Raw genomic sequence first — 26740 nt, forward strand, 5'->3', positions numbered from 1 at the left:
CGACCACCCCCATCGCCGCGACCGCCCGCGCCGAGGCCTCTCCCCTGCCCGGCCTGATCAAGGATGCCGGGCTGTTCGCCCTGGTGACGCTGGGCCTCTGCGTGCCCATCGTCAGCTACCGCACCGATCTCGGCCAGGGCATCGGCCTCGTCATCACCAGCCGCTGGGGCACCGTCTTCGCCCTCTGCGCCGCCATCTTCGGCTTGCGCCTCCTGCAGCAGCTCTACCTCACCGGGCGGGCGCGGCGGCGGGCCGCCCGTGCGCCGGTGGTGGAAGGGGCGAGCCGCCTCGCCGCGATCCTCGCGCCCATCACCCTCGTGGTCGCCCTCACCCTGCCGCTAATCGCCAGCCTCCTCACCGGGTCCCTCGGCGAGGGCCGCTACTGGATCGATCTCGGCATCCTGATCCTGACCTACGTCATGCTCGGATGGGGGCTCAACATCGTGGTCGGCCTCGCGGGCCTCCTCGATCTGGGCTACGTCGCCTTCTACGCGGTGGGGGCCTATTCCTACGCCCTGCTCTCCACCGTGTTCGGCCTGTCCTTCTGGATCTGCCTGCCCCTGGCCGGCCTGTTCGCCGCCGCCTTCGGCGTGCTGCTGGGCTTCCCCGTCCTCAGGCTCCGGGGCGATTACCTCGCCATCGTGACCCTGGCCTTCGGCGAGATCATCCGCCTCGTCCTCATCAACTGGACCGACTTCTCGGGGGGCGCCGCCGGCATTTCCTCGATCCCGCGCGTCAGCTTCTTCGGCCTGCCCTTCACCGCGGGGGAGAACGGGTTCGCCGCCACGTTCGGGCTCAGCTTCAACGCCATGCACCGGCTGGTCTTCCTGTATTACCTGATCCTGGTCCTGGCGCTCGTCACCAACCTCGTGACCCTGCGCATGCGGCGCCTGCCCCTCGGGCGGGCCTGGGAAGCGCTGCGCGAGGACGAGATCGCCTGCCGCTCGCTCGGCATCGACACAACCATCACCAAGCTCACCGCCTTCGCCCTGGGGGCGATGTTCGCGGGCTTCGCCGGATCGTTCTTCGCCGTGCGGCAGGCCTTCGTCTCACCGGAGAGCTTCAACTTCCTGGAGAGCGCCATCATCCTGGCCATCGTCGTGCTCGGCGGCATGGGCAGCCAGATCGGCGTCGCCATCGCCGCCATCGTCATGATCGGCGGCCCCGAACTCCTGCGCAATCTCGGCTTCCTCAAGGCCGTGTTCGGCGAAGGGTTCGACCCCAACGAGTACCGCCTTCTCCTGTTCGGCCTCGCCATGGTGGCGATGATGGTGTTCCGCCCACGCGGTCTCATCTCCGAGCGAACGCCCTCCGTCACCATCGCGGAGCGCGGCCGATGACCCTCGCCACAGGCATCAACCGGCTCGCCACCTTGCAGGACGAGCCCCCCGCCGCGATTCCCGGTGGCCCCGCCGATCCGGTGCTGATCGTCGACCACCTGACCATGCGGTTCGGCGGCCTCACCGCCGTCAACGACCTCTCGTTCAAGGTCGGGCGCGGCGACATCACGGCCCTGATCGGCCCCAACGGCGCGGGCAAGACCACGGTCTTCAACTGCATCACGGGCTTCTACAAGCCGAGCGAGGGCATGATCCGCCTGGTGCAGAAGGGCGGGGAGACCTACCTCCTCGAGCGCCTGCCCGGCCATGACGTGAACCGGCTCGCCCGCGTCGCCCGCACCTTCCAGAACATCCGCCTGTTCCCGCGCATGACCGTGCTGGAGAACCTGCTGGTGGCCATGCACAAGCCGCTGATGCGCGCCTCGGGTTTCTCGATCCTCGGCATTCTCGGCCTGCCGGCCTATCGCAGCGCGGAGAAGGCGGGAATCGAGAAGGCCGCCGCCTGGCTCGACCGGATCGGTCTCACGGCGCGGGCCGACGATGCCGCCGGCGACCTGCCCTACGGCGATCAGCGGCGGCTCGAAATCGCCAGGGCCATGTGCACCGATCCGGTGCTGCTCTGCCTCGACGAGCCCGCCGCCGGCCTCAACCCGCGCGAATCCTCGGAGCTGAACACCCTGCTGCGGCTGATCCGGGACGAGTACGACACCTCCGTCCTCCTCATCGAACACGACATGTCGGTGGTGATGCAGATCTCCGACCGGATCGTCGTGCTCGATTACGGCACCAAGATCGCCGACGGCACGCCCGACGACATCCGCACCGATACCCGCGTCATCGCCGCCTATCTCGGCGTCGACGACGAAGAGGTGGCGGCGGTGGAGGCCGAGGTCGGCCTGACGGGAACGCAAGCATGAGTGTCGCCGGCATCAACGTCCTCGTGGAGGAGACCCGCGCGCTTCAGGCGCCGCTCCTCGATGTGCGCGGCGTCTCTGCCTATTACGGCAGCATCCAGGCCCTGAAAGGCGTCGATCTGCACGTGAACGAGGGCGAGATCGTCGCCCTGATCGGCGCCAACGGGGCCGGCAAGTCGACCCTGATGATGACGATCTTCGGCCAGCCGCAGGCACGGACCGGCAGCATCACCTATGCGGGCCGCGACATCACCCGCATGGCGACCCACGAGATCGCGCGCCTCAACATCGCCCAGTCGCCGGAAGGGCGGCGCATCTTCTCCCGCATGAGCGTGCGCGAGAACCTGCAGATGGGCGCGGCCCTGCATGGCGGGCGCTACTTCGCCGAGGATTTGGAGCGCATGTGCGTCCTGTTCCCGCGCCTGAAGGAGCGGCTCGACCAGCGCGGCGGCACCATGTCCGGCGGCGAACAGCAGATGCTCGCCATCGCCCGCGCCCTGATGAGCCGCCCGCGCCTGCTCATGCTCGACGAGCCGTCGCTCGGCCTCGCCCCCCTCATCGTGAAGCAGATCTTCTCGGCCGTGCGCGAGCTCAACGAGCGCGAGGGGCTCACCGTCTTCATCGTCGAGCAGAACGCCTATCACGCCCTCAAGCTGGCCCATCGCGGCTACGTCATGGTGACGGGCGCGGTGACGATGAGCGGCACGGGCCGCGAACTCCTCGACAACCCGCAGGTGAAGGCAGCCTATCTCGAAGGGGGCCAGCATTGAGCGGGTTGGCAATGACGCCCCCACCCTCTCCCCCCTGCGGGAGAGGGTGCCTGCGGAGCAGGCGGGAGAGGGGGCGCCCTCTCCGGAGCCGTCGCTCCCCTCTCCCGACCCGCTTCGCGGGCCACCCTCCCCCGCTGAGGGGGGAGGGAAAGCGCGTCCCGCTTCGGATGGCATCGGTAGGCAAGGCATCATGACCGAGACCCTGTCCCTCGACACGCCCAATCTCGGCATCTTCCTCCTCGTCACGCTGGCGATGGGCGGGGGGGCGGCCTGGATGGCGGGCAGCAGCTTCGCCAGGGGATGGCGTCCGTTCTGGCAGTGCGTGCTGGCGGGGCTCGCCATCGCGGCGGTCTCGCGCTTCCTGCATTACGCCCTGTTCTCGGGCACGCTGCTCTCGCCGGCCGGCTACGCCCTCGACGCGGTGGTGATCCTCGCCATAGGCGCGCTCGGCTACCGGGTCACCCGCACCCGGCAGATGACCACCCAGTATCGCTGGCTCTACGAGCGCACCGGCCCGCTATCCTGGCGGGACCGGCAAGGGACGTGAGCCCGACACATCTTCGTGCAACCATGCGCCAAGCGGGACACGTTCAATCCGCCGCGCTGATCGAGGGGAAATGACCATGAAGACACTGATGGCGATGAGCGTGGCGCTGGGTGCGCTGATGCTGGCGGGTGCCGCGCAGGCCGAGATCAAGATCGGCGTCATCGCGCCGATCACGGGGCCGAGCGCCGCGTTCGGCGCGCAGATCCGGAACGGCGCAGTTCAGGCGGTCGAGGACATCAACAAGGCCGGCGGCGTCAACGGCGAGAAACTCGTCGTCTCGGTCGGTGACGACGCCTCCGACCCGAAGCAGGGCGTGTCGGTCGCCAACAAGTTCGCCGGCGAGGGCGTGAAGATGGTGGTCGGCGACTTCAATTCCAGCGTCTCGATTCCTGTCTCCGAAGCGCTGATCGAGGCCGGCATCATCCAGATCACCCCCGCCTCCACGGCGATCAAGTTCACCGAACGCGGCAACTGGAACACGTTTCGCACCTGTGGCCGTGACGACCAGCAGGGCGCGGTCGCGGCGGCGTATCTCGCCGACAAGTTCAAGGGCAAGAAGGTCGCCTTCATCCACGACAAGAGCACCTACGGTAAAGGGCTGGCCGAAGAGACGTTGAAGGCGCTGAAGGCCAAGGGAGGGTCCGCTGCGATCTCCGAGAGCCTCACGCCCGGCGAGAAGGATTTTTCTGCCCTCGTCTCGAAGCTCAAACAGGCCAATGTCGATGTGATCTACTTCGGCGGCTACTACACCGAGGCCGGGCTGCTGATCCGCCAGATGCGCGACCAGGGTCTCCAGGCTCCCCTCATGGGTGGGGATGCTCTCGCCGACCGTGAATTCGCGCAGGTCGGCGGCCCCGGCTCCGAAGGCACCTTCATGACCTTCTCGCCCGACGCCCGCAAGAACCCCAAGGCCAAGGCCACGATCGATTCCTTCAAGGCGATCAAGTTCGAGCCGGAAGGCTACACGCTCTATTCCTACGCCGCCGTTCAGATCCTGAAACAGGCGATGGAGGCGACAAAATCGACGGATGGGCAGAAGCTCGCCGCACATCTGCACCAGGGCAAGCCGTTCGACACCGTGATCGGCGACATCTCCTACGACAAGAAGGGCGACATCACCCGGCCCGACTACGTCATGTACATGTGGAAGAAGGGCGCCGACGGCTCCATCAACTACGCCGGCAACGAGGTCCCGTAGGGCGGGGCCGACCCCTCTCCCCGCCGGGCGGGGAGAGGACGTCGTCCTCCCCTCGCTGGGAGGCGACGTGAGCCCGTCAGGGCGAGGGTGAGGGGGTCTCTCCGGGTATGGCTCCTCCGGAAGCGCCCCCTCACCGTCGGCTGCCGCCTCGCCGCGTCGACGACGGGGTCGTCGCGGCCCTCTCCCCGCGTGCGGGGAGAGGGGAATGCGCACCGGTCTTTCGGAACACAACCCATAGGGCACGCTCCGATTTCGGAAGAGTCGGGGGCCCCCTCTCCCCGCCGGGCGGGGAGAGGACGTCGTCCTCCCCTTGTCGGGAGGCGGCGTGAGCCCGGCAGGGCGAGGGTGAGGGGGTGACTCCGGGTATGGCTCCTCCAGCCAAGCCCCCTCACCGTCGGCTGCCGCCTCGCCGCGCTGACGACAGGGGCGTCGCTTCCCTCTCCCCGCGTGCGGGGAGAGGGAGTGCGCGCTGGCCTTTCGGAACAGAACCCGTAGGGCATAGTCTTCCGCCCCTCCCCGCGTGCGGGGAAAGGCAGTGCTCACCGAGACTGCCTCAAGGCGTCGGGCTTTCCCCGTGCTGGCCGTCGAGCGCCACATCGGCGCTGGGCACGCTCTCGTTCACGGCCTGCGCCCGGCGGATGTCCGGTGAGGTCGCTTCCGCGAGGAGGTCGGCGAGAGCCGTGTCGAGGGCGGCCGTGCGGGTCTGCTGGCTGCCGAGCCGCCGGATCGAGACGGTGCGCTCCTCGCCTTCCTTGCGGCCGACCACGAGCATGACCGGCACCTTGGCCAGGGAATGCTCGCGGACCTTGTAGTTGATCTTCTCGTTGCGCAGGTCCGACTCGACCCGGAGCCCGGCGCGGTTGAGCGCGGCCACCACCTCGCGGGCGTAGCCGTCGGCATCTTGCGTGATCGTCGCCACCACCACCTGAACCGGCGCGAGCCAGAGCGGGAAATGGCCGGCGAAATGCTCGATCAGGATGCCGGTGAAACGCTCCAGCGAACCGCAGATCGCCCGGTGCACCATGACCGGCGCCTTCTTCTGGCTGTCGGCATCGACGTAGAACGCCCCGAAGCGCTCCGGCAGGTTGAAATCCACCTGGGTCGTGCCGCACTGCCAGTCGCGGCCGATGGCGTCGCGGAGCACGTATTCGAATTTCGGCCCGTAGAAGGCGCCCTCGCCCGGGCTGATCTCGGTCTTGATCCGGCCGCCCGACTGCTCCTCGATCTGCACCAGGACGCGGGTCATCACCTCCTCGGCATGGTCCCACAGGGCATCCGAGCCGACCCGCTTCTCGGGCCGTGTCGAGAGCTTCACCACGATGTCGCCGAAGCCGAAATCGCTATAGGTCGAGAGGATCAGGTCGTTGATCTTGAGGCATTCGTCGGCGAGCTGGTCCTCGGTGCAGAAGACGTGGGCGTCGTCCTGGGTGAAGCCGCGCACGCGCATCAGGCCGTGCATGGCGCCCGAGGCCTCGTAGCGGTGAACGATGCCGAACTCGGCCATGCGCAGGGGCAGGTCGCGGTAGGATTTCAGGCCGTGCTTGAAGATCATCACATGGCCGGGGCAGTTCATGGGTTTGAGCGCGAACCAGCGCTTGTCCTCGGCCTCGTCGCCCGCACTTTGCGCGGCGAACATGTTCTCCCGGTACCAGTCCCAGTGGCCGGAGGTCTCCCAGAGCGACTTGTCGAGGATCTGCGGCGCGTTCACCTCGGCGTAGTCGCCCTTCAGGCGCCGGCGCATATAAGCGATGAGCTCCTGGAAGATAGTCCAGCCCTTGGCGTGCCAGAACACGACGCCCGGCCCCTCCTCCTGAAAGTGGAACAAGTCCATCTCGCGGCCGAGGCGGCGATGGTCGCGGCGCTCAGCCTCTTCCAGCCGGTGGAGATAGGCGTCGAGGTCTTCCTTCGTGGCCCAGGCGGTGCCGTAGATGCGGGTCAGCATCGGGTTGTTGGAATCGCCGCGCCAATAGGCGCCCGCCACCTTCATCAGCTTGAAGGCGGTGCCGACCTTGCCCGTGGAGGTCATGTGCGGGCCGCGGCACAGATCGAACCACTCGCCCTGGCGGTAGATGTTCAGGTCCTCGCCGGGCGGGATCGCGTCGACGAGTTCGACCTTGTATTGTTCGGCTTTCGACTCGAACAGCGCCCGCACGTCGTCGCGCTTCCACACCTCCTTGGTGAAGGGGGCGTCGCGGGCGATGAGCTCGCGCATCTTCGCCTCGATCTTGGGGAAGTCCTCGGGGGTGAACGGCTGGTCGCGGGCGAAGTCGTAGTAGAACCCGTTCTCGATCACCGGGCCGATGGTGACCTGGGTCTCCGGCCACAGGGATTGCACGGCCTCCGCCAGGACGTGGGCGCAATCGTGCCGGATCAGTTCCAGGCTGCGCGGGTCGGCACGGTCGAGGAATTCGATGCGCACATCCGCATCGATCAGGTCGTCGAGGTCGCGGACCCGCCCGTCGAGCGCCATGGCGACGGTGCGCTTGGCGAGGCTCTTGGCGATGCCCTCCACGACGGTACGGCCGGTCACCGCGGCGTCGTAGCTGCGGGTATTGCCGTCGGGGAATGTCAGAATGGGCATCGCGAACGAGTCTCCGGGGGCTCACTCCTGCGAACGAGGCAGGTAAGCGGATCTGGGATTGAGGTGGCGCGCGGCGTCCGCGCGTGCGGCGCGGTTTAGACCGTTTCGCAGGAGGAAGAAATCCGCGCGGGGCCTCGGCCGGCCTTTTACGGGCTCTCGCGGACGTGAACGAACTTCCGAGACGATCCGGACCGGTTGATACAAGCTGCGATTGACAAGCTTCCGGCCCCATCCGCCCATTCACGCATCACGGAACCGGGATGGCCGGCAGCGGGCGGATGCTCGTGCCGGTTCGCCGAGAAGGTCCGATCAAGCAGGCCGGCCCGAAAGGCGACCGGCCGAAGGGAGAGTATCGATGGCGAATCCAGCTTCCGCCGCTGCCGCCGAGCCCGTCCCGGCGGCGGAGACGCCCGCGCGCCGGTTCTGGCCGCAGGGCTGGTGGCGGCTCGTCGATATCAAGATCGGCATCATTCCCCTGCCGGTCTATCTCATCCTCGTCGCCCTCCTCGCCGTCCTGACCTCGGAGGGTGAGATCAAGGCCGATGCGCCGACGATGATCGCGGTGCTGGCGCTCGGCGGCTTCACCTGCGCCGAGATCGGCAAGCGGCTGCCGGTCCTGAAGAATATCGGGGCAGGCGCGATCTTCGCGACCTTCATCCCCTCGGCTCTGGTCTATTACATGCTGATCCCGACGCCGCTGGTGAAGGCGATCACGGATTTCACCAAGTTCACCAACTTCCTCTACCTGTACATTGCCACGATCATCGTCGGCAGCATCCTGGGCATGGACCGGGAGGTGCTGATCAAGGGCTTCCTGAAGATCTTCGTACCCCTGGCGGCCGGCTCCGTGGCGGCGGCCTGCGTGGGCACGCTGGTCGGCACCCTGCTCGGCCTCGGCGCCTATCACACCTTCTTCTTCATCGTCGTGCCGATCATGGCCGGCGGCGTCGGCGAGGGGGCGATCCCGCTTTCCATCGGCTACGCCGCCATCCTCGGCCAGGGCCAGGGCGACGTGTTCGCTCAGGTTCTGCCTCCCGTCATGCTCGGCAGCCTGACGGCGATCGTGCTGGCCGGCACCCTCAATGCCGTGGGCAAGCGGATGCCGCATCTCACCGGCGAGGGCCGCCTGCAACCGGACCGGGACAACGACGTCACCGCCGCCAAGGTCGAGGACGCGCCCGTGGATGCGGCGACGGTGGGAGCGGCCGCGCTCACCGCCGTGACGCTCTACCTCCTCGGCGTGATGATGCACCACCTCACCGGGCTCCCCGCTCCCGTGGCGATGCTGTTCCTCGCCGTGCTCGCCAAGCTCGCCAGCGCCGTCTCGCCCCGCCTCCAGGCCGGCGGCTTCGTCGCCTACAAGTTCGTGCAGATCAGCATGACCTATCCGCTGCTCTTCGCCATCGGCGTGTCGATGACCCCCTGGGACAAGCTGGTGGCGGCGTTCACGCTGGCGAACCTGATCACCATCGTCTCGACGGTGGTGACGCTGATGGCCACCGGCTTCCTGGTGGGACGCCGCCTCGGCATGTACCCGATCGAGACCGCCATCGTGAATGCCTGCCATAGCGGCCAGGGCGGCACCGGGGACGTGGCGATCCTCACCGCCGCCAACCGCATGGCGTTGATGCCCTTCGCCCAGATCGCCACCCGCATCGGCGGCGCGCTGACGGTGACGGGGACGCTGGTGGTGATGCGCTGGGTCAGCGGGGGCTGAGGGGAGCGGCCACGACGACCTCCGTCCTCACCGAATTCGCGATGAAGCACTCCTCATGCGCGGCCTCGTGGAGCGCCGCGAGCCGTTCCGGATCCGGCGCGGCGCCGGCCCAGTCGATGTCCGGGCGGAGCGTGACCCGCGTCACCGCACGACGTCCGGGCCTCGTCTCCTCCAGCACGCCCTCGGCATGGTCCCGATAGGCGGTGACGCCGAATCCGGCGAGGCGCGCGAGATGGAGGAAGGTCAGCATGTGGCAGCTCGACAGCGCCGCGACCAGCATCTCCTCCGGGTCGACGGCCTCGCGAGCGGCCCATTTCCCGACCACGTGCGCCGATGCGGTGCCGGCGAGCGTCACGCCGCCATCGAACGTCACTGTGTGCCCCCGGCCGTAACGCCCGGCGGCGAAATCCTCCCCGGGCTTCAGGGCCCAGGCGACATCCGCGATATGGGTCGACATGCAGTGTTTCTTCCGTCGCATCGCCGGTGATGGGGCAACGCTACCCTCCCCTGCGCTCGTCCTCCACCGCCTCGCACGCAAACGGCGATGGCGGCGCGTTCACCCCGCGCCAGCGCCCATAGGTCCAGGGGGCGTACCAGGCCGAGCGCGGCGGCAGGGTCTCGGGCACGATGTCGATGCCATGCGTGCCGAACGGGCCGCAGCGGCAGATGCGCGAGAACCCGATCCAGCCGCCCGGCCACAATCCGTGCCGGCGGATGGCCTCGTCGGTGTAGTCCGAACAGGACGGCCAGTGCCGGCATTGCCGGCCGATCAGGCCCGACAGGGTGAGCTGGTAGCCCCGGATCGCCCAATGGGCCGCGCGGCGGACCATGGCTCTATTCGGCGGCCTGGGCCTTGGCGGCGACCTGATCGAGGGCATTCACCACGGCATCGAAGGTGAGGAGGGTCGAGGCGTGGCGCGCCTTGAAATCCCGCACCGGCTCGAGAACGGCGAGGTCGGCCCACTCGCCCTGCGGCGCCGGCCCGTTCTCCTTGAGCATGCGCCGCACCGTATCGCGCACCTCCCGCAACTCGTCCGCCTTTGCGCCGACCACGTGGCGGGCCATGAGCGAGGATGACGCCTGGCCCAGGGCGCAGGCCTTCACCTCATGGGCGAAGTCCGTCACTGTGCCGTCCTTGACCGAGAGATCGACGGTGACGGTGGAGCCGCAGAGCTTGGAATGGGCGCTGGCGCTGGCATCCGGTGCGTCGAGCCGGCCGAGACGCGGGATGTCGGCGGCGAGTTCGAGAATGCGGCGGTTGTAGATATCGTCGAGCATATGCGAGGTCCCGTCGGGGCGCCGACAGGCAGCCGGCTTCCGATCACGATGGTCTGATCCGCATTCCCCGCATTGCGCGGCGGCGCGATAACGACGATATAGGCGCCAGCGTACCGTTTCGCGAGGAGGCGGTTCGTCGACCAGGGTCGCGCCCACGGCCAAGGAAATTCTCATCGTTCGGGCGCCGGCCTGCGGCAACGCGGCTGAAAACGCGACCGAGATGGTTCGACGATGTACGCAAAACCAGATAGTTCGACGATGAACGCACGGGTCGCCCGTGCGGGAGATGCCATGGATGCCGCGCTCAAATCCCTTTCCTACCGGCTGACCGAGACGGATCATCAGGGAATGGACCCGACTGCCAAGGCTGTGCCCGCGCCCCTGAACGGGATGCGCAACGACAACTCCCGCCCCGTGGAGGCCCCCGCCGAGGTCGCCCCCCTGCCCGCTTCGGCCAAGCGCGTGCCCGATGCCGTGGCCACCGGCCGCCCGAGCCGGGAGGAGGCCGAGGCCGCCGTGCGCACCCTGCTGCGCTGGGCCGGTGACGACCCGAGTCGCGAAGGCCTCAAGGACACGCCCGCCCGTGTTGCGAAGGCCTACGGTCAGCTCTTCGGCGGCTACGAGCAGGATGCCGATGCCCTGCTCGAGCGCGTGTTCGAAGAGGTCGAGGGCTATTCCGACATCGTCCTCGTGCGCGACATCCCGTTCTATTCCCATTGCGAGCACCACATGGTGCCGTTCATGGGCCTCGCCCATATCGCCTATTACCCCACCAAGGGCGTGGTCGGCCTGTCGAAGCTCGCCCGTGTGGTGGACACCTTCGCCCGCCGCCTGCAGACGCAGGAGACCATGACGGCCCAGATCGCCGACGTGATCGAGAGCATCCTGAAGCCGCGCGGCATCGCCGTGATGGTGGAGGCCGAGCATCTCTGCATGGCCATGCGCGGCGTGCAGAAGGCCGGCGTCTCCACCCTGACCACGCAGTTCCGCGGCGTGTTCAAGGACGATGCCAACGAGCAGGTCCGGTTCCTGACCCTCGTCCGCAACAACAAGAACTGACGCGGACATTCCACGCGATGACGGTGAGCCAAGCTTCCGCCGCGCCCGGTGGGTTCTCCCTGCCCGGTTCGCGCAAGGATGTGGAGGAAGGCGGAACGCTGACCCCGCGCTTCGACGCGAACGGTCTCGTCGCCTGCATCGCCGTCGATGCCCATGACGGCCGGGTCCTGATGCTCGCCCACATGAACGCCGAATCCCTGCGGCTCACCCTGGAGACCGGCGAGGCCTGGTACTGGTCGCGCTCGCGGAGCGAGCTCTGGCACAAGGGCGCCACGAGCGGACAGGTCCAGCGTGTCGTCGAGATGCGGGTCGATTGCGACCAGGACGCGCTCCTGATCTCGGTGGAGGTCGGGGGCGATGGCGGATGTTGCCATACCGGGCGACGCTCCTGCTTCTACCGCGCCGTCTCCCTCGATCCGGTTTCCGGCGAGGCCCTCCTCGGACCCGCCGGGCCGTGACCTGGGATGGGCTGTCCTTTCGCGGGGTCGCCCTCTACCGCCAGGGCATGCTGTCCACCCTGTCGCAGAAGCCGGTCTTTCCACGGGGCAGTGTCGAGCCCGTGGCCGAACAGCCGCCGCCGCGACCGCGAATCGGTCTGGCACTGGGCGGCGGTTCCGCGCGCGGATGGGCGCATATTGGCGTCATCGAGGTGCTGGAAGAAGCCGGCATCCACCCCGACATGGTGGCCGGCTGCTCCATCGGTGCCGTCGTGGGGGGCTGCTACGCCGCCGGCAAACTCGATCTGCTCAAGGATTTCGCCCTGTCGCTGACGCGGCGGCGGGTCATGGGGCTCCTGGACCTGCGCCTGGGGTCTGGCCTCATCGCCGGCGAGCGGTTGAAGCGCCGCCTCGAAGGCGACCTCGGCACGCGGCGGGTGGAGAACCTGCCGATCCGCTTCGCCAGCGTCGCGACGGATCTCGGCTCGGGCGACGAGGTCTGGCTGACCCGTGGCTCCCTGGTGGAGGCGATCCGGGCGTCCTACGCCCTCCCCGGCCTGTTTCCCCCGGTGCGCCTCGACGGGCGCCTGATGATGGACGGAACGCTGGTCAATCCGGTGCCGGTCAAGCTCGCGCGCGGGCTCGGGGCCGAACTGGTGATCTGCGTGAACCTCAACGGCGATCCGCGGGCCGAGCCCGGCCTGGTGATCGGGCCTGACGGCGACGGGGCCGCCTCGCCGGCCCTGCCCCTCACCACGTCGCGCCGGGGATGGAACCTGCTGAACCGCATGCGCGGCACCGGTCGGCGCGGGCCGGCGCAACGCCCTGCCCCGCCCCGCGAGCCCGGCCCTCCCGGCATGGGGCGGGTGATGTTCGACGCGTTCAACATCACCCAGGACCGGATTTCGAGGGCAAGGCTGGAGCGGGACCCGCCGGATCTCATGCTGTCTCCGCGCCTCGCGGAGATGGGCTTGTTCGAGTTCCACCGCGCCGAAGAGGCGATCCTCCTCGGGCGGGAAGCGGCCAAGGCCGCCCTGCCGCGCATCAGGGAACTCGTGGCCCTGGCGGCCGAACGGGTCTGAGACCCCAGCTGGCGCGATCGACGCCGCTTCAGGCCATGGTGATGTAGTCGCGCATGGCCTGATGCTCCGCCTCCACGGCGGCGATCCGGCGCTTGACCACGTCACCGATGGAGACGAGGCCGGCGAGCCGTCCATCCTCGACCACCGGCACGTGGCGGAAGCGCCCGTCGGTCATCAGCTGCATGACCTCCTCGACGGTGCTCGACCGGGTGCAGGTGGTCACCGACGCCGTCATGTGCTGCGAGATCGGCGCATCGAACGCCCCAGCCCCCTGCCGCGACAGGGCCCGGATGATGTCCCGCTCGGACAGGATGCCGAGGACCGCACCCTCGTCATTGCTCACGACTATGGCGCCGATCCGCTTCTCGGCGAGAAGATGGATGGCGTCGTCCAGGGTCCGGTTCGGCTCCACAGTGACGACTGAGCCGCCCTTCTCGGAAAGGATGCGTGCGACGGTCATGACCATGATCTCCCATAGGCTGTTACGCGGGCCGGGTTGATCCCGACGCATCACGGAATTGTGTGACGTCATCTCTGACGTGACAACCCACGGGACCGCCCTTCCGATGCCGAAACATGCGGAAAAATTACGCTTTTGCGCCTCTTGATCGGTCAAACATCGGAAAGAGGAAAAATCCTGCCAGGAACCCGCCCAGATGGGCGTCCCACGCCACGGTCGAGGATTCCGCGCCCAGCGGCAGCGAGATGATCCCGAACACGAAGTTGGTGACGAGCCAGATGCCGAGGAACATCACCGCCGTGCGGTTGCGCAGGAGTTCGGGGATGGTCTGAAGCGGCGGATGCGCCACGCGCTGCCACGGCTGGCCGGCAAGGAAGGATGGCGGCGGCTGGAACACGAAGCGCGCGGCGGCGGCCATCAGCGCCGAGACAGCGGCCGAGGCACCGATCAGCGGGGCGGTGCTCAACGGGTCGATCGCCACGTGGAGGACGCCTCCCGCAACCGCGCCGACGAGCCCGAGGAGGCCATAGCGCCAGGGGCCGCATCGCCGCGCCACGGGGGAGCCGAAGGCGGCGAGCCAGACCACGTTGAAGATCACATGCGTCCACGAGCCGTGCAGCAACGCATAGGTGGCGAAGGTCCAGAGGCTCGCCGAAGGGTTGGCCACCACGTACTGGGCGAAAGCCGCACGGGCCTGGTTCACGTCCGTGTCGCCCAAGGCCGAGGGGGCGGCCGACAGAATCTCCGCGACCCGATCCGGGTCCACCGAGGCGAGCCAGCGACCCGGGATCAGGGCCAGGTCCAGGAGAAGCCTGATGTCCCATTCGTCCGGCAGGACGAAGTCCCGTAGGGCATGGAGGCCGAGCAGGAGGGCGATCGATGCCGTCACCGCGCCGGGCATGTTGAAGACGGGGACGCGGTTTTGGCGCGGCAGATCGGGCATGGCATCCATGGCGTCACCATGTCGGCGCGGATGCCGCCGCCGCAAGCCCTCGGTCCATGCAAATTCAGGCGAGCGGCGCGCGATTTGGGCGAAGCGCCGACCCTACCCGAACGCTCCGACCCTGCTGGACATCGCCGCGATGGCTGCCCGGCGGCAGCGTGAGCCTGACGCGTTAACCCTAATCAAAGCTTAAGCGAGCGTGCCGCCTTGGACGGGCATAAGGTGTGCGCAGGCTTGTTAACCGAACCGTCCGCTGTGTCCAGCGCTGCGCGGATCGGGCCGATTTCGAACAGGTCCCCCCGGGGGCCGTGCCACGACGGGACACCATGAAGCATCCGACCAGCCGTATGCTCTACCATTACTGGGACCGGCTTCGTGGTACGCGGGCCGCGCCCGAGAGGAGCGAGATCGAGCCCGGCGAGATCCGCAACCTCCTGTCCGAGAGCCTCATTCTGGAGCTCGACATGGCGCGTTCCGCCGCGACGGTCAGGCTTGCGGGAACCCGCGTCTGCGCGTTGTTCGGGCGTGAATTGCGCGGCAGCGCCTTCGCCGCCATCTGGGGCGAGGGGCAGGCCGATCCCTGGCGTCTCGTGGAGACGGTGGCGGTCGATACGGTGGGGATCGTCGCGGGTCTGCGCGGGATGACGCAGCGGGACGAGCAGATCGACCTCGAACTCCTGCTCCTTCCCCTGCGCCACCGTGGGCAGACCCAGGTCCGCCTGCTCGGAGCGCTCAGCCCCAAGGTGGTTCCGCAATGGCTGGGGCTGCGCCCCGTGGAACGGCTCGAATCCGTGTCCCTGCGCGTCCTCGATCCGACTTACGACGTCATCGACCTCGCCAGGAGCGACGCCGCGGCAAATCTCAGGAACCTACCGCAACCCGCCAATGACAGCCTGCCGGTGCGTCGCGGCCACCTGATGGTGCATCCCGGCGGGCGGGCCTGATCGGCTTTTGACGGACGATGCGTGGGACGCGTCTATCCCGGCAAAGATTTTCGTAACCAAGAGACCTGTACGATTGTGCTGACGACGATCCAACCCGAGTGCGGATTCCGCGATGATCGAGGCTCTCGCGCAGACTGAAGCGAAGCCGGTTCGCTTGCTGCGGCCGTCGGATCTGCGTCGCCATCAGCGGGTCAAGGTCGCCCTCCTCGGCCGTTACATGCTGGCCGACCGCCGCGAATTTCCCTGCCAGACCGTCGACATGTCACCGGGCGGCGTCCGCCTGACCTGCGCGGTACTGGGAGAACTCGACGAGCGCGTCGTGCTGTATCTCGAGAGTATCGGCCGCATCGAGGGGACCATCGCCCGGTTCCCCAGCGGCGGCATCGCGGTTCGCCTGAACGCGACTCAACGCAAGCGCGACAAGATCGCATCCCAGCTCACCTGGATCTCCAACCGCGAGGCCCTCGGCCTGCCCGAAGGGCGCAACCACGAGCGTCTCACGCCCCAGGAAACCGGGGTGACGGTGAAGCTCGAAGGCGGGCGCGAGGTCGCCGCCCGTATCATCGACGTCTCCTTGTCCGGCGTCGCCCTCTCGACCCAGGCGCAGCCACCGATTGGAACAAGCGTCATGGTGGGGCGGACGCCGGGTCGCGTGGTGCGCTACTTCGAGGGCGGCATCGGCGTGGGTTTCATGCTCCCGATCTCGCCCGACCTGTTCCATGAGGGCCTGACGCTCTGAGAGCGTCCCCCCGCCTCGCCTCGGCTTGAGAGCGCCGCCTCTTCGGGTTCTCCCGACAGTTCGGTCGTCCTGGCGTCGGCGAGATACGGTCCAACAGGTCGGAGCCTCCCGGCTCGGGATGGCCGTGCCGGCTTTCCTCGTCGTTCGTTCCGACATCCACGGCGCCCGGGCAAGGTGGGGATGAGATCCTCGCCGATCGCATCCGCCTCGTCATGGTTACGGTTTACCTGCCGCGATCGCGCCAATGCGAGTCCTTGGTTCAGCCGCCGGTTGGCTTTGTCTGCCAGCGGCCCGGCTTCGAGGTCGGATCGATAAAATTGCGCCGATCCGTTTCAGCGCAGCACAGGAAGCGTGGCGGCATCGTGGTCCTCGTTGGACGAGGTGGTCGCGATGGCACGGACGAAAACATTCTTGCTGGGGATGCTCGCGGCGCTGGCGATGTTCGGCGCCGGGGCGTCACAGGCCCAGACCATGGCCGCCCTGCCCTCGCCCTCGCAATCCGCCGATGTTCTCGGTGCCGCCCGCCCCATCGTCGGCTGGGTGTCGTTTTGCCAGCGTTACCCGGCCGAATGCGCCATCGACGCGAATGAGCCGCCCCGTATCGCCCTCACCCCCGCCACCTGGAGCCTGATCGTCTCGGTCAACCGTCGGGTGAATACCGGTCTGCGCGCCGTCACCGATGCGGAGCATTGGGGCGAAGCCGACCGCTGGGACCTCGCCGAGGACGGAATGGGAGATTGCGAGGATTTCCAGCTCGTCAAGCGCAAGCGCCTCGCCGATGCCGGCCTGTCCCGCCGCGCCATGCGGATGACCGTGGTCATCGACGAGAAGGGCGAGGGCCATGCGGTGTTGACGCTCCTGACCGACCGTGGCGAATTCATCCTCGACAACAAGACCAGCGAGATCCTGCCCTGGTATCGGACCGGTTACGTCTTCATCAAACGCGAGAGCCAGGATTCCGTGGCCTGGGTGTCCCTGGGCGGCGTCACGTCTCCGGTGACCACCGCGAACCGCTGAACCGGATTCTCCGGGGTTGCCGGAAAACATCACATTTCTGCCCTGGAACTCCCGAGCCAGTGGGAAGTTAATTCCGGTTTAACTTTTGGATTGAGCCCCGGCTCCGGGCGTGCCAGTTTCTTGCCTTCGGCAACGAATGGCAGGGCGACCGGAATGCGGCACGCGATTCTGCGAGGCGTCGACGGCGGAAGCTTCTCGGGAAGCGGGCTGTTGAGACGGGTCGGCCGTGCGGCCAGGGTGTCCCTGGTGGGCTCCATCCTGCTCCTCGGCGGGGCCGCCACGCAAGCGCGCCCGGTCGCCGCCCTACCCGATGCGCCGGCCGTGAACGAGAATGGCGGCGCCCGGCCGGTGGCGGCCTGGAACGGGTTCTGCGCCAAATACCCCGCCGAATGCATCGTCGACACATCGCAGCCAGCGATCATCGCCCTCAACCCGGCGATCTGGCGCACGCTCACCAGCGTCAACCGCCGTGTCAACGCACGTATCCATCCGATCACCGACATGGCCCATTGGGGCGTCGTCGACCGGTGGGACTTTCCCGATGACGGTTTCGGCGATTGCGAGGATTTCCAGCTTCTCAAGCGCAGGATGCTGGTGGAGCGCGGCCTCCCCCGTCGTGCCCTACGGATGACCGTCGTCATCGACGATATCGGCGAAGGCCATGCGGTCCTGATGGTCCGCACCGACAAGGGCGATCTCATCCTCGACAACAAAACCACCGCGATCCTGTCCGCGCCCCGCACCGGCTACACCTACGTCAAGCGTGAGGGCCAGGACAGCATGGCCTGGGTCTCGCTCAACGGCGTCGCCTCGCCGGTGGCCACCGCCAACCGCTGATCGATCGTGGCCTCGATCCGCCCTTCGCTGGTCCTGACCCGGACGGACGAAACGCGAGGCTCGGCGACGTCTCGCATCGAGCCGCTGGCGCGGCTCGTTCCGCTCAACCGGTGATCATGTGGGCGAGATCGAGGGCGATCCTGCCCGAGAGCAGGCTCCAGCCGCAGGCGATGATCGTCGCGATCATGACGAAGGGGATCGGACGGCCCTCGATCCGGCGACCGCGGACGGTGTTGCGCAGGATGATGAAGGGAGCACCGAAGGCCAGGATCGGCAGAGCCGCCACCGCCCCGACACCGCCGCGTTCCAGCAGGCTGAAGCTCGCGCGGCGGTCGGAGACGAGCTCGAAGGCGCTGGCGAGGAGGCCCGACAAGGCGAGACCGACACACAGGGTCCGAATCGATTCGATGGCGGAGGGGCTGATGTCCATGGCGCGCTCGACCGTTGACGACGGATTGAGCACGCACTCTGCCAGAGCGTTTACGAGTTGTTAAGGATTTCCCGGCGTCAGGATTGGCCGACGCACAAGGAGAACTACGCGGATTCCAGCGTCATGCGGATCGCGGCTCCAGGGAGCCCGCGATCGAGGTGCGAGGCCTCTCGGCCCGGCAGCTTCAGTCTTCGAGATCGATGTCGAGGATCGCCATGGCGAAGTTGAACGAGCGATCGCCGTCCTCGTCGTCGACGGAGACCACACCGAGGAACTCTTCGCCGATATAGACTTCGGCCGAATCGTCCTTCTTGGGGCGGGCCACGAGGCGGATATTCGTGTTGGCGAACGTCCGGCGCATAAAATCCTGGACCTTCGCGATGTCGGTCTTGTTCACGCTTTCGCCTCTTGCTTCGTCGGTGGTCGGTGGAGGCGGGACCGGTTCGAGCGGTCCAGCGCCTCGGGATGGGCACCGCTTGCCATGCCGCTTCGCGCCGGGCAAGCGCGGGCGGACGGGTTCAGATGCCTTCGGCCATGTGGATGAACTGGTCGATATTGACGAACTGGTCCATGGCGCGGGCCGGTTCGGCGCAGCCGGCGGTGCCGACCACGCGGGCGGGCACGCCCACCACCGTGGTATGGGCCGGAACCGGGCGCAGGACCACGGAGCCTGCGGCAACGCGGGCATACTCGCCCACTTCGATGTTGCCCAGGATCTTGGCACCGGCACCGATCATGACGCCGCGACGGATCTTGGGGTGGCGGTCGCTGCCCTGCTTACCGGTGCCGCCGAGGGTGACGGCATGCAGGATCGAGACGTCGTCCTCGATGACGGCGGTGGAGCCGACGACGACGCCGGTGGCGTGATCGAGGAAGATGCCACGCCCGATGCGGGCGGCCGGATGAATGTCGGTCTGAAAGACCTCGGACGAGCGACTCTGCAGGTAGAGCGCGAGGTCGCGGCGGCCGCTGGTCCAGTACCAGTGCGCGAGACGATGGGCCTGGATGGCGTGGAAGCCCTTGAAGTACAGGACGGGTTCGATGGCCCGCGCCGCCGCGGGGTCGCGATCCAGCACGGCCCCGATATCGGCGCGGAAGCTGTCACCGATGCGTGGGTCGGCGGCGATGGCCTCGTGGAAGCCATGCGCCACGAGTTCCGCCGGCAGCGAGGGATGGCCGAGACGCGCGGCGACGCGGTGGGACACGGCGGCTTCGAGCGTCGCCTGGTTGAGGATGGTCGCCACGATGAACGAGGCGAGTTGAGGCTCCTCGCGAACCACGGCTTCGGCCTCGCCGCGCAGGCGCGACCAGACCGGATCGACGGTCCCGGCGATGGATTCGTGTCCGATCGCGGGATTCGAGAGTGGGCTGGCGGACATGGACTCCTCCGCAATGCGGAATCTGAGGCGAACGGCGCGGCCCGGACGGCTGGATCGCCTCGTCCAGGCCCGGACGGCCTTGTCGGGAACCGATACGGGAGAACGCTCTCCCCCGAGGTCAAGGGCGGACGGAGCACTCCGTTCCCTCGGGCTCTCCCCATAGCGTGGGGAAAGGCATCCCCGGTATCAAGGGGTTCCCGCCCGTACCGAAGGCCGGTCAGGCACTGCGCCGGTAATCCGCCGATCCGAAACGCGCGTCGATCACGGCGGCGAGCCGGTCGATCATCTCTTCCAAGGCGACGTCGGATGTGTCCACCACCGCCGGGGCACGGGCATAGAGTGGCTCGCGGCTGAGCAGCACGGCGCGCAGCTCCTGCATGGCCGAGGCATGATCCCCCGTGGTGGCGAGTTTTCCCTGGTCGCGCACGCGCTGCATGTGCTCCTCGGGCTTGGCCCGAAGCCAGACCGTGAAGAAGGCCTGGAGGAGGAGGTCGTATGTCAGGGGCTCGGCGACGATGCCTCCGCTCGTGGCGAGGATCATCGGGCCGGGATGTTCGGTCAGCCGCCGCAGGGCGGCCTGTTCGAGGCGGCGATACCCCTCCTGGCCATAGATCGCGAATATTTCCTTCACGGACAGCGCGTTCTCGCGCTCGATCTCGGCGTTGAGCTCAATGAAGGTCCAGCCCAGGCGTTCGGCCACCCGGCGGCCGAGGGTCGATTTCCCCGCTCCGCGCAGGCCGACCAGGGCCACCCGCGGCATCGGGGTCTCGCCGTTGGCCGTGGCGTGGCCGGACAGGATGCCCTTCGCCAGCGTGATCTGTTCCGCCGATGCGGTCGCGAGGAGATCGCGGATCACGTGCCAGTCCGGCGGGGTGTCCTGCACGGTGATCATGTCGTCGAGCCGCACGCCCATCGCATCCGCCACACGGCGCAGCAGGATGATCGAGACGTTGCCCTGCCCGCTCTCGAGCTGGGCGATGTAGCGCTCCGACAGCCCCGAGGTTTGGGAGAGGAGTTTTCGTGAAAGGCCACGCACCGTCCGCGCGTGCCTGACACGCCGACCGAGTTCGGCCAGGAAAATCGATTCTTGTTCAGCCGCGCCGGCCATGCCGTCGTCCGTCTTCCGTGTTCGCGTCCCGGACCTGACCGTCCCGGAGGCTGATGACCTCACCATATCCCGCCACGCGATCCTCACTCGGCACGAAGATCGTGCTGGCGAGATCGATTGCAGCGGGCTCCCGAGCGCCGGTCGCGGTCCTTTGTTCCGTGGTCGTTCGACCAAGATCAGGCTCGCGACTACGCTTCACTATCGTCGGCGTTGGGCTTGATGTCCAAGACTTGCACTTCGCGCTTCACGTTGGAAGCCCGATCTTGCAAGGCCGTGGTCTCTGAATGCCGCACTGCACCATGTGATGTGGGCTTGCGTCATACGCAAGCGAAACATGTGTTGGCTTTGCCGCAATCAGCGTGGCCGAGGGAGCTTTTGCGTGGCGTGGTTTCGAAAAACGATATTCGCTTGTCTGGGTCTGAGACACACAGCCGGTTCGGGTGGGGAGGATCGACCGGCCCGGTGAGGCGATGCGTCGGGGGCAGAGAACCCTTGGGAACCTACTGGCTCGGCGGAAGAGCCGAGGCTTCCATGATCGTACCGGGGGTCGGCGCCTTCTTGGCCACGATCGGCCGTCCGACTGAGGCGAGGACGATGGCCGATGGCCGACGCGGCGGCAGCGGCACTTCCACTTTCTCCGTCACGGAGAATTCGGCGGCGGCCGTAACGGCGGCGGGCTGCGGCATTGCCGGATTGACCGACAGGGCGGCCAAAGCCGTGGCCTGGGGGGTAATGGCCGGCGCATGGGCGGGGCCGATCTCCGCCACGGCGGGCGCGAGGCCGGACAAGGCGGCCGGGCGGCGCGGCGGCAGCGGGACTTCCACCAGCTCGGTCGGCACGGGCGGTGTGGTCAGGCTCGGAGCATAGGCCAGGGCCGTTCCGGCAGCGGTGACGTTCGCATCGGGCTGCGCCTTGCGCTGCGTGCCGAAGCCACGGGTGAACACGTCGCTGAAGGCCGCGCTCGATTGCGGCGAGGCGGCCGTGGTGTCCTCGAGACCGGCGACCAGGGTGCCCTGGCGCTTTCCGGCGTAGTAATAGCCCCGGTTGTAATACGTATAGGCTTGGTGGGTGTTGCCCTTGGCGGTGCGATAGGCGCCGGCGAGATAGGCAATGCCATAGCGGAGATTGATCTTCGGATCGTAGAGACCGGCCGCATCCCCACGATATCCCATGCCGCGTGCGGTCGCATGCTTGATCTGCATCAGGCCGAGGGCGCTGCCGCCCTTCGCGTTGGGATTGTAGTTGCTTTCCCGCTTGACGACCTGGTGGACGAAGCTCGCCGGGACGCCGTTTGCCTTTGCCTGCTCCTCGATCAGCGCATCGATGTTGTCGCGGGCCGGGGTTCCCTGGCCGAGAACGGGACCCGGCAGGACGGCCGCAACCACGGCGAGGAGCAGAAGGCGCTGATTCATTCGGAAACCCGGTGGCGTCGTTCTTGATCTGGCGCTCAGGGTCGAGGCCAATTGAGGCCGGAAGGCGGCTCCACTGCCATGATTGCGGGGAAGCGGAGCCGTTTCTCCGCGTGCTGTGGCGCACATGGCACAGGCGCGGAACGCGAGCCCCCGCATCGGTCCGAAAGATTCGCGAACGATGCCAAGGAGCTGGGCTGTACGGGACGAGGATCGGCGGAGTTTGCCCGTCAACGCGTCAAGAGAAATTCATCCACCGCATTTGCGAACCCGTCGTCGTCATTTCCCGACGTGACCGCCGACGCGGCCCGTTTCACGGCCTCCGTCGCATTGCCCATGGCCACCGAGAACCCGCTGCGCGCGAACATCGCCACGTCGTTGGCGGCGTCGCCCAGGGTCGCGATCCGCGCGCGGGGAATCCCGAGGCGACGGGCGATCTCGTCGACGAACGTCCCCTTGCCCCGCCCGTACGGCGTCACGTCGAGATAATAGGCCTGCGAGCGATGGATGTCGGCGCCGTGTCCCAGCGCCTCGGAGACCCGGCTCTCACATGCGGCCAGATGATCGGTATCGGCGCTGACGCCGACGATCTTCGATGCGCCCACGAGGAGGGGCCCGAGATCCTCGACACGGGTGGGCTCGGCCTGGAGGGTCCGGCGTTCGAGATCGGTGTAGGACCCATGGGGGTCGCGCAGGTTCCACTGCCCCCGCGCGAACACCCAGATATCGAGACCGAACCCGTCGAGGAGCCGCACGGCCTGCCGGGCCGTCTCTTCCGGGATGAGATGTTCGGCGAGGATGTGCCCATCCGGGGCGAGCAGGGTGCTGCCGTTGAAGGCGCCGATCGGATGACGCAGGCCGAGGTCGGCGATCAGAGACGTGAGCCCCATCGGCGGCCGGGCGGACGCGATGGTGAAGCCGATACCGGCCGCGTCGAGCCGCCGGACCGCATCCCGGCTGCGCTGTGTCAGGCTCTTGTCGGAGGTGACGAGGGTTCCGTCCACGTCGGAGATCACGAAGGCGATCGTCCGGTCGCCGGAGGGAGGGTCCGCCATCATGCCGTGTCCTGTCTGACGGGATCGTCGGGCCGCAAACCCGATCGGTCCAGGATCGTTGCCACGATGGCCTCCGCGCTGCCGACGATCGGCACCGCCAGCGCCCCCTCCTCCGGACGCGGCGGTTCGAGCGTGGCGAATTGGCTGTCGAGGAGGGCGGCCGGCATGAAGTGGCCGGTCCGGCGGGCGATGCGGGCCGCGATCAGGTCGCGGTCGCCGTCGAGATAGACGATGCGAATGCCCGCCCGGCCCTGGATGAGCGCATCGCGATAGGCCCGCTTGAGGGCCGAGCACGCGAGAACGCCCGGTTTGCCGGTCTCGAGGCGGGTGCCGATCCAGGCCGCCATCGCTGCCAGCCAGGGGGCGCGGTCGGCATCGTCGAGGGCGTGGCCGTCCCGCATCCTGGCCACGTGTTCCGGGCTGTGGAACGCGTCGCCATCGACGAAATCCCACCCGAGGCGCTCGGCCAGCAAGCCGGCGACCGTGCTCTTGCCCGAGCCCGAGACGCCCATCACGATGATGATTCGGGGCAGCCCCGTCTCCGGTTCCGCGCTCAAGGCCTGGTCGCCGTGGCGGCGTCGATCCGGGGTCCGGTCACCCGCTCCCCCAGGCGCTGTGGACCGAGCGCCATGGCGAAGAAATCGTACTCGCCGCGACGATCGTTGGCGAAGAGAAACTGGAAATGCATCCGGAACGGCCGCCATCGCACCTTGAGGTAGGTCTCCGGGTCGATGATCTCACGGAACTTGGCCGAGCGCACCAGCGGGTTGCGCGGGGGGCGGCCGCCGAGGTCGAGGGGCAGGCGCTCCACCGGATCGAAATCGGGGAAGTTCATCCAGTCCTGGGGGGCATAATAATCGACCCAGACGATCCGCTCCGAGACGACGAGGCTCGCGATGTCCGATTGCACCCGGCGCGCCTCCTTCTGCAATGCTACGATGGGCAGGCCCGAGCCGAGGGTCAGCAAGGAGAAGGCCGTCGTTTCCGTGCCGATCACCGGATCGGCGGCGAGCACGCGGGCGGCGACTTCCACCGCCGTGAGCGCGCCGGTCGAATGGCCGAGGATGAGCACTTCGTCGAGCTCGGTGCCCTCCGCCCGGAATGCCGCGAGGCGGTCCACCACCAGGGCGGCGAAGGCGTCGACGCGGGTTTCGTAGTCGCGCCGCCAGCCCTGGCCGTGCTGCCAGTTGAAGACCCAGTCGTTGAGCAATTGCCAGAAGAACGCGCGTTCAAGCAGGACATCGAGGGACTTGATCCAGACGAGGCCGGCCGCGAGGCCCAGCGGCACCGTCACCCAGGCCGGCCATTGCAGGCTGTGCCCGAATCCGTCGCCCAGATGAGCATGGATCTGATGCGCGATCAGGCCGCTCACGAGGGTGAGGAGGAGGATCAGGCCGAGCGGATAGAGGATGACGTTGCCGTATTTCCAGTTCAGCCGGTAGAACTTGACCGCCATGCCCGAGACGATGGCCTGGAGGCTGCCGGCGAACAGCAAGAGGACGCTGACGATGCGCCAGCGGGCGAAGTCCTTGAGCACGATGTCGTCCCAGAGCAGGACGTCGTAGCTCGTCTCCGCTCCGCCGACCTCCGGTTCGGCGGCCACGGTCCAGCGCTGGGAAAGCCCGTCCGCTCCCATGACCGCGCGTCCGGGGCGGCGCTTGGGCTCACCGAACCTCTTGGCATGGAGCGTCAGCTCCCGCACGAACAGCATGCGGTAGCGGGTGCGCCCTTCCGGATCGTAGCCCGGCACATAGAAGACGTGCCGGCGCCGCACCGGGCCTCGTGCGCCGTCATCGTGGGTCCGTGCGGCGCGCGCTCCGGGAGGGCGGTCGGGGATCGTGTCAGACAAAGGCATCCTGCTCGGCTGTCCTCGCAGGTGCCCCCTGCTCGTAAGTCGGGAAATTCGCATGCCGATCCGCCCAGCGTCGAGCGATTTCGGCAGCAAGACGAGGCGGATGCGGCCAATTAGCCCCGTACGTCGTCCGTTGCGGAGCCACGACGGCAAGTCCAGAAGGCCTGCATGTGGGTATCGGGGACGATCCGTTGCACGCGTCCCGACGGGACGGCACTGTGTCCAACCCGCCACGGACAGTGACAAGGCTTTGGTTTAGGCAGCGGATGAGAGAAACCGACAGGCGAAACTGCATGCGCACTCTGCCTATCGTCCTTATCACCACGCTTTCGGTGTCGGGATGCGGCGCCTTCCTGCCCGCCGCCGGTCCGTCGACCTCGGCCGTCGTCGACGGCGCGGATCAGGCGACGAGCGAAGGAACCTTCGCCCGCTACGAATTCATCGACATGAACTCCGCCGTGGTCGAGGCCCTGCGCGGGCGCTCCCTCGATAGCCTGTTCGCGTCCTTCGGCGATCGTCGCGCTCCGGCCGAATCCGTGATCGGCGTCGGCGATGCCGTCTCCGTTTCGGTGTTCGAAGCCGGTTCGGGCGGCCTGTTCTCCGGCCCACTCACGGTCAATTCGTTCTCCGCCGGCTCGAAGGCGGCACAGCTGCCCGAGCAGATCGTCTCGCGCGACGGCGCGATCTCGGTGCCCTATGCCGGCCGCATCCAGGTGGCCGGACGGCGGACGCAGGACGTCCAGTCGCTGATCGAGACCGAGCTCGCCGGCAAGGCGATCCAGCCTCAGGTGATCGTCACCGTGACCCGGCCTGTTTCGCAATCGGTGACGGTCGGTGGTGAATCCATCGGCGGCGCCCGCGTCCCGCTCGGCACTCAGGGCGATCGCATTCTCGACGTCATCGCCACCGCGGGCGGGGTCAAGACGCCCGTCAACGAGACCTTCGTGCGCCTTTCGCGGGGCGGCACGACGGCGACGGTTCCGCTGACCACCGTGGTGTCGAACCCCAAGGAAAACATTTACCTGCGCCCCAACGACAACCTCACCCTGGTGCGCGATCCCCAGACCTTCCTGGCGGTGGGCGCGCTGGGGCAGGCGACCGAAATCCCGTTCCAGGCCGAGGGCATCACCCTGGCGCAGGCACTGGCCAAGGCGCGCGGTCAGCGCGATGCCGATGCCGACCCGACCGGGACCTTCATCTTCCGCTTCGAGCCGGCGGCGGTGGTCCGTCGCCTGAAGCCGGGAAGCCCCCTTCTCGGAACGCCGCTGGTCCCCGTGGTCTACCGGGTCGACATGCGCGATCCGAACAGCCTGTTCCTCACCCAGGCCTTCCGCATGCGCAACCGCGACATGATCTACGTCTCGAATGCGCCGTTCACTGAGATCAAAAAGGTCCTGTCCGTCTTCGCCGCCGCGTCTCAGCCGATCACGACCGGCGTCCGCGTGGGCAGCGCGTTTGACTGAAGCCGTCCCGATCCTCACGGATCGGGATAGGCCCTTCGATGGAGCCGCCGGGTCGGGCCGAAGGGCCGGGGTACTTGCGTTCTCGCTGGCCTTGCCGCACGGCATCCGCGATGCCACGAGGGCCTGGGGGCACTCGCGGGGCTCGCTTGTCTTTCAGTGGGCCGGACGGGCGTTGGGGCGG

28 protein-coding genes are annotated in these 26740 nt (G+C 67.7%); 14 read left to right on the forward strand and 14 right to left on the reverse strand.

Translation table 11 applies throughout. The features are described from left to right. Nucleotides 1-11 precede the first annotated feature (11 nt). The 5 genes from livM (at nucleotide 12) to A3OM_RS0112135 (ending at nucleotide 4769) form a co-directional block, all read left to right on the forward strand. Complete coding sequence (gene livM, locus A3OM_RS0112115; protein WP_026175974.1) at nucleotides 12-1340, forward strand: high-affinity branched-chain amino acid ABC transporter permease LivM; 1329 nt, start codon at nucleotides 12-14, stop codon at nucleotides 1338-1340. A 104-nt stretch (nucleotides 1341-1444) separates the two neighbouring features. Beyond that, a complete protein-coding gene (locus A3OM_RS0112120) occupies nucleotides 1445-2257 on the forward strand; it encodes an ABC transporter ATP-binding protein (protein WP_051074405.1) in 813 nt (270 codons plus the stop codon). After that, nucleotides 2254-3024, forward strand: coding sequence for an ABC transporter ATP-binding protein (locus A3OM_RS0112125; protein ID WP_018044026.1), 771 nt, complete (start codon nucleotides 2254-2256; stop codon nucleotides 3022-3024). The genes A3OM_RS0112120 and A3OM_RS0112125 overlap by 4 nt, the downstream gene beginning before the upstream one ends. Before the next feature lie 190 nt (nucleotides 3025-3214). Next, nucleotides 3215-3571 (forward strand): DUF6867 family protein, encoded by a 357-nt coding sequence (locus A3OM_RS0112130; RefSeq protein WP_018044027.1) that lies wholly within the window; start codon nucleotides 3215-3217, stop codon nucleotides 3569-3571. A gap of 76 nt (nucleotides 3572-3647) precedes the next feature. After that, nucleotides 3648-4769 carry a branched-chain amino acid ABC transporter substrate-binding protein gene (locus tag A3OM_RS0112135; protein WP_026175977.1) on the forward strand — a complete coding sequence of 374 codons (1122 nt, stop codon included), beginning with the start codon at nucleotides 3648-3650 and terminating at the stop codon, nucleotides 4767-4769. A 553-nt stretch (nucleotides 4770-5322) separates the two neighbouring features. Here the strand turns inward: A3OM_RS0112135 and thrS are convergent. Beyond that, nucleotides 5323-7350: a threonine--tRNA ligase gene (gene thrS / locus A3OM_RS0112140; RefSeq protein ID WP_018044029.1), complete on the reverse strand. Its 2028-nt coding sequence runs from the start codon at nucleotides 7348-7350 to the stop codon at nucleotides 5323-5325. Between the two features lie 355 nt (nucleotides 7351-7705). On the opposite strand from thrS, the gene A3OM_RS0112145 reads away from it, so the two are divergent. Further along, nucleotides 7706-9067 carry a 2-hydroxycarboxylate transporter family protein gene (locus A3OM_RS0112145; RefSeq protein ID WP_018044030.1) on the forward strand — a complete coding sequence of 454 codons (1362 nt, stop codon included), beginning with the start codon at nucleotides 7706-7708 and terminating at the stop codon, nucleotides 9065-9067. Here the strand turns inward: A3OM_RS0112145 and A3OM_RS0112150 are convergent. The 3 genes from A3OM_RS0112150 to A3OM_RS0112160 are packed head-to-tail and all read right to left on the reverse strand — an operon-like array spanning nucleotide 9054 to nucleotide 10345. Further along, a complete protein-coding gene (locus A3OM_RS0112150; RefSeq protein WP_018044031.1) occupies nucleotides 9054-9524 on the reverse strand; it encodes an OsmC family protein in 471 nt (156 codons plus the stop codon). The genes A3OM_RS0112145 and A3OM_RS0112150 overlap by 14 nt on opposite strands. Before the next feature lie 40 nt (nucleotides 9525-9564). After that, nucleotides 9565-9897 (reverse strand): membrane protein insertion efficiency factor YidD, encoded by a 333-nt coding sequence (gene yidD / locus A3OM_RS0112155; RefSeq protein WP_018044032.1) that lies wholly within the window; start codon nucleotides 9895-9897, stop codon nucleotides 9565-9567. Nucleotides 9898-9901: 4 nt separating this feature from the next. Further along, nucleotides 9902-10345 carry an iron-sulfur cluster assembly scaffold protein gene (locus tag A3OM_RS0112160; protein ID WP_018044033.1) on the reverse strand — a complete coding sequence of 148 codons (444 nt, stop codon included), beginning with the start codon at nucleotides 10343-10345 and terminating at the stop codon, nucleotides 9902-9904. Between the two features lie 231 nt (nucleotides 10346-10576). Here A3OM_RS0112160 and folE point away from each other — a divergent pair, with 231 nt between their 5' ends. From folE to A3OM_RS0112175, 3 genes are read left to right on the forward strand one after another with little or no spacing between them, the layout of a single operon-like run. After that, nucleotides 10577-11404: a GTP cyclohydrolase I FolE gene (folE, locus tag A3OM_RS0112165; RefSeq protein ID WP_026175978.1), complete on the forward strand. Its 828-nt coding sequence runs from the start codon at nucleotides 10577-10579 to the stop codon at nucleotides 11402-11404. Between the two features lie 17 nt (nucleotides 11405-11421). Further along, the gene (gene hisI, locus A3OM_RS0112170) at nucleotides 11422-11862 is read left to right on the forward strand and encodes a phosphoribosyl-AMP cyclohydrolase (RefSeq protein WP_018044035.1); all 441 of its coding nucleotides are present in this window, start codon (nucleotides 11422-11424) and stop codon (nucleotides 11860-11862) included. A 47-nt stretch (nucleotides 11863-11909) separates the two neighbouring features. Further along, nucleotides 11910-12923 carry a patatin-like phospholipase family protein gene (locus A3OM_RS0112175; RefSeq protein ID WP_026175980.1) on the forward strand — a complete coding sequence of 338 codons (1014 nt, stop codon included), beginning with the start codon at nucleotides 11910-11912 and terminating at the stop codon, nucleotides 12921-12923. A 28-nt stretch (nucleotides 12924-12951) separates the two neighbouring features. Here A3OM_RS0112175 and A3OM_RS0112180 read toward each other — a convergent pair whose 3' ends face one another. Continuing rightward, nucleotides 12952-13383 (reverse strand): CBS domain-containing protein, encoded by a 432-nt coding sequence (locus A3OM_RS0112180; RefSeq protein ID WP_026175981.1) that lies wholly within the window; start codon nucleotides 13381-13383, stop codon nucleotides 12952-12954. A 127-nt stretch (nucleotides 13384-13510) separates the two neighbouring features. Further along, nucleotides 13511-14335 carry a rhomboid family intramembrane serine protease gene (locus tag A3OM_RS0112185; RefSeq protein ID WP_018044038.1) on the reverse strand — a complete coding sequence of 275 codons (825 nt, stop codon included), beginning with the start codon at nucleotides 14333-14335 and terminating at the stop codon, nucleotides 13511-13513. A gap of 317 nt (nucleotides 14336-14652) precedes the next feature. On the opposite strand from A3OM_RS0112185, the gene A3OM_RS0112190 reads away from it, so the two are divergent. The 4 genes from A3OM_RS0112190 (at nucleotide 14653) to A3OM_RS0112205 (ending at nucleotide 17863) form a co-directional block, all read left to right on the forward strand. Further along, nucleotides 14653-15270, forward strand: coding sequence for a PAS domain-containing protein (locus A3OM_RS0112190; RefSeq protein ID WP_018044039.1), 618 nt, complete (start codon nucleotides 14653-14655; stop codon nucleotides 15268-15270). Nucleotides 15271-15382: 112 nt separating this feature from the next. Next, nucleotides 15383-16009, forward strand: coding sequence for a PilZ domain-containing protein (locus A3OM_RS0112195; protein WP_018044040.1), 627 nt, complete (start codon nucleotides 15383-15385; stop codon nucleotides 16007-16009). A 420-nt stretch (nucleotides 16010-16429) separates the two neighbouring features. Beyond that, nucleotides 16430-17026, forward strand: a complete 597-nt coding sequence (locus A3OM_RS0112200; RefSeq protein ID WP_156462872.1) for a transglutaminase-like cysteine peptidase — start codon at nucleotides 16430-16432, stop codon at nucleotides 17024-17026. A gap of 153 nt (nucleotides 17027-17179) precedes the next feature. After that, nucleotides 17180-17863 carry a transglutaminase-like cysteine peptidase gene (locus A3OM_RS0112205; protein WP_018044043.1) on the forward strand — a complete coding sequence of 228 codons (684 nt, stop codon included), beginning with the start codon at nucleotides 17180-17182 and terminating at the stop codon, nucleotides 17861-17863. A 103-nt stretch (nucleotides 17864-17966) separates the two neighbouring features. On the opposite strand, the gene A3OM_RS0112210 is transcribed toward A3OM_RS0112205, so the two are convergent. From A3OM_RS0112210 to A3OM_RS0112245, 8 genes are all read right to left on the reverse strand, one after another. Next, nucleotides 17967-18293, reverse strand: coding sequence for a hypothetical protein (locus A3OM_RS0112210; protein ID WP_018044044.1), 327 nt, complete (start codon nucleotides 18291-18293; stop codon nucleotides 17967-17969). Between the two features lie 184 nt (nucleotides 18294-18477). After that, a complete protein-coding gene (locus A3OM_RS0112215; protein WP_018044045.1) occupies nucleotides 18478-18690 on the reverse strand; it encodes a DUF3126 family protein in 213 nt (70 codons plus the stop codon). Nucleotides 18691-18811: 121 nt separating this feature from the next. After that, a complete protein-coding gene (gene cysE, locus A3OM_RS0112220) occupies nucleotides 18812-19672 on the reverse strand; it encodes a serine O-acetyltransferase (protein WP_018044046.1) in 861 nt (286 codons plus the stop codon). A 217-nt stretch (nucleotides 19673-19889) separates the two neighbouring features. After that, nucleotides 19890-20846, reverse strand: a complete 957-nt coding sequence (locus tag A3OM_RS0112225) for a helix-turn-helix transcriptional regulator (RefSeq protein WP_081612664.1) — start codon at nucleotides 20844-20846, stop codon at nucleotides 19890-19892. Between the two features lie 434 nt (nucleotides 20847-21280). After that, nucleotides 21281-22192, reverse strand: a complete 912-nt coding sequence (locus A3OM_RS0112230) for a transglycosylase SLT domain-containing protein (protein WP_018044048.1) — start codon at nucleotides 22190-22192, stop codon at nucleotides 21281-21283. Nucleotides 22193-22419: 227 nt separating this feature from the next. Further along, entirely contained in the window at nucleotides 22420-23247 is an 828-nt protein-coding gene (locus A3OM_RS0112235) for a Cof-type HAD-IIB family hydrolase (RefSeq protein WP_157196480.1), read from the reverse strand. Then, nucleotides 23244-23756 carry a gluconokinase gene (locus tag A3OM_RS0112240; protein ID WP_051074406.1) on the reverse strand — a complete coding sequence of 171 codons (513 nt, stop codon included), beginning with the start codon at nucleotides 23754-23756 and terminating at the stop codon, nucleotides 23244-23246. Before A3OM_RS0112240 ends, A3OM_RS0112235 begins: the two co-directional genes overlap by 4 nt. A 41-nt stretch (nucleotides 23757-23797) precedes the next feature. Next, a complete protein-coding gene (locus A3OM_RS0112245) occupies nucleotides 23798-25018 on the reverse strand; it encodes a hypothetical protein (RefSeq protein WP_018044051.1) in 1221 nt (406 codons plus the stop codon). Between the two features lie 371 nt (nucleotides 25019-25389). Between A3OM_RS0112245 and A3OM_RS0112250 the strand changes: the two genes are divergently transcribed. Then, nucleotides 25390-26559 (forward strand): polysaccharide biosynthesis/export family protein, encoded by a 1170-nt coding sequence (locus tag A3OM_RS0112250; RefSeq protein WP_018044052.1) that lies wholly within the window; start codon nucleotides 25390-25392, stop codon nucleotides 26557-26559. The last annotated feature ends 181 nt before the right edge of the window (nucleotides 26560-26740 follow it).

Origin of the sequence: Methylobacterium sp. 88A, assembly GCF_000376345.1 — a bacterium.
GTDB classification, from domain to species: domain Bacteria; phylum Pseudomonadota; class Alphaproteobacteria; order Rhizobiales; family Beijerinckiaceae; genus Methylobacterium; species Methylobacterium bullatum.

Bases quoted from the DNA above. Each gene is read 5' to 3' on its own strand.
- A3OM_RS0112125 (WP_018044026.1), top strand. From the start codon at position 2,254: ATGAGTGTCGCCGGCATCAACGTCCTCGTGGAGGAGACCCGCGCGCTT.
- A3OM_RS0112150 (WP_018044031.1), bottom strand. From the start codon at position 9,524: ATGTCGACCCATATCGCGGATGTCGCCTGGGCCCTGAAGCCCGGGGAG.
- yidD (WP_018044032.1), bottom strand. From the start codon at position 9,897: ATGGTCCGCCGCGCGGCCCATTGGGCGATCCGGGGCTACCAGCTCACC.
- A3OM_RS0112210 (WP_018044044.1), bottom strand. From the start codon at position 18,293: ATGGACATCAGCCCCTCCGCCATCGAATCGATTCGGACCCTGTGTGTC.
- A3OM_RS0112130 (WP_018044027.1), top strand. From the start codon at position 3,215: ATGACCGAGACCCTGTCCCTCGACACGCCCAATCTCGGCATCTTCCTC.
- A3OM_RS0112120 (WP_051074405.1), top strand. From the start codon at position 1,445: ATGCGGTTCGGCGGCCTCACCGCCGTCAACGACCTCTCGTTCAAGGTC.
- A3OM_RS0112180 (WP_026175981.1), bottom strand. From the start codon at position 13,383: ATGACCGTCGCACGCATCCTTTCCGAGAAGGGCGGCTCAGTCGTCACT.
- A3OM_RS0112145 (WP_018044030.1), top strand. From the start codon at position 7,706: ATGGCGAATCCAGCTTCCGCCGCTGCCGCCGAGCCCGTCCCGGCGGCG.
- A3OM_RS0112230 (WP_018044048.1), bottom strand. From the start codon at position 22,192: ATGAATCAGCGCCTTCTGCTCCTCGCCGTGGTTGCGGCCGTCCTGCCG.
- A3OM_RS0112240 (WP_051074406.1), bottom strand. From the start codon at position 23,756: ATGGGCGTCTCGGGCTCGGGCAAGAGCACGGTCGCCGGCTTGCTGGCC.
- hisI (WP_018044035.1), top strand. From the start codon at position 11,422: ATGACGGTGAGCCAAGCTTCCGCCGCGCCCGGTGGGTTCTCCCTGCCC.
- A3OM_RS0112175 (WP_026175980.1), top strand. From the start codon at position 11,910: ATGCTGTCCACCCTGTCGCAGAAGCCGGTCTTTCCACGGGGCAGTGTC.
- A3OM_RS0112195 (WP_018044040.1), top strand. From the start codon at position 15,383: ATGATCGAGGCTCTCGCGCAGACTGAAGCGAAGCCGGTTCGCTTGCTG.
- A3OM_RS0112200 (WP_156462872.1), top strand. From the start codon at position 16,430: ATGCTCGCGGCGCTGGCGATGTTCGGCGCCGGGGCGTCACAGGCCCAG.
- A3OM_RS0112190 (WP_018044039.1), top strand. From the start codon at position 14,653: ATGAAGCATCCGACCAGCCGTATGCTCTACCATTACTGGGACCGGCTT.
- cysE (WP_018044046.1), bottom strand. From the start codon at position 19,672: ATGTCCGCCAGCCCACTCTCGAATCCCGCGATCGGACACGAATCCATC.
- thrS (WP_018044029.1), bottom strand. From the start codon at position 7,350: ATGCCCATTCTGACATTCCCCGACGGCAATACCCGCAGCTACGACGCC.
- A3OM_RS0112225 (WP_081612664.1), bottom strand. From the start codon at position 20,846: ATGGTGAGGTCATCAGCCTCCGGGACGGTCAGGTCCGGGACGCGAACA.
- A3OM_RS0112160 (WP_018044033.1), bottom strand. From the start codon at position 10,345: ATGCTCGACGATATCTACAACCGCCGCATTCTCGAACTCGCCGCCGAC.
- A3OM_RS0112250 (WP_018044052.1), top strand. From the start codon at position 25,390: ATGCGCACTCTGCCTATCGTCCTTATCACCACGCTTTCGGTGTCGGGA.
- folE (WP_026175978.1), top strand. From the start codon at position 10,577: ATGTACGCAAAACCAGATAGTTCGACGATGAACGCACGGGTCGCCCGT.
- A3OM_RS0112205 (WP_018044043.1), top strand. From the start codon at position 17,180: ATGCGGCACGCGATTCTGCGAGGCGTCGACGGCGGAAGCTTCTCGGGA.
- A3OM_RS0112135 (WP_026175977.1), top strand. From the start codon at position 3,648: ATGAAGACACTGATGGCGATGAGCGTGGCGCTGGGTGCGCTGATGCTG.
- A3OM_RS0112235 (WP_157196480.1), bottom strand. From the start codon at position 23,247: ATGATGGCGGACCCTCCCTCCGGCGACCGGACGATCGCCTTCGTGATC.
- A3OM_RS0112185 (WP_018044038.1), bottom strand. From the start codon at position 14,335: ATGGATGCCATGCCCGATCTGCCGCGCCAAAACCGCGTCCCCGTCTTC.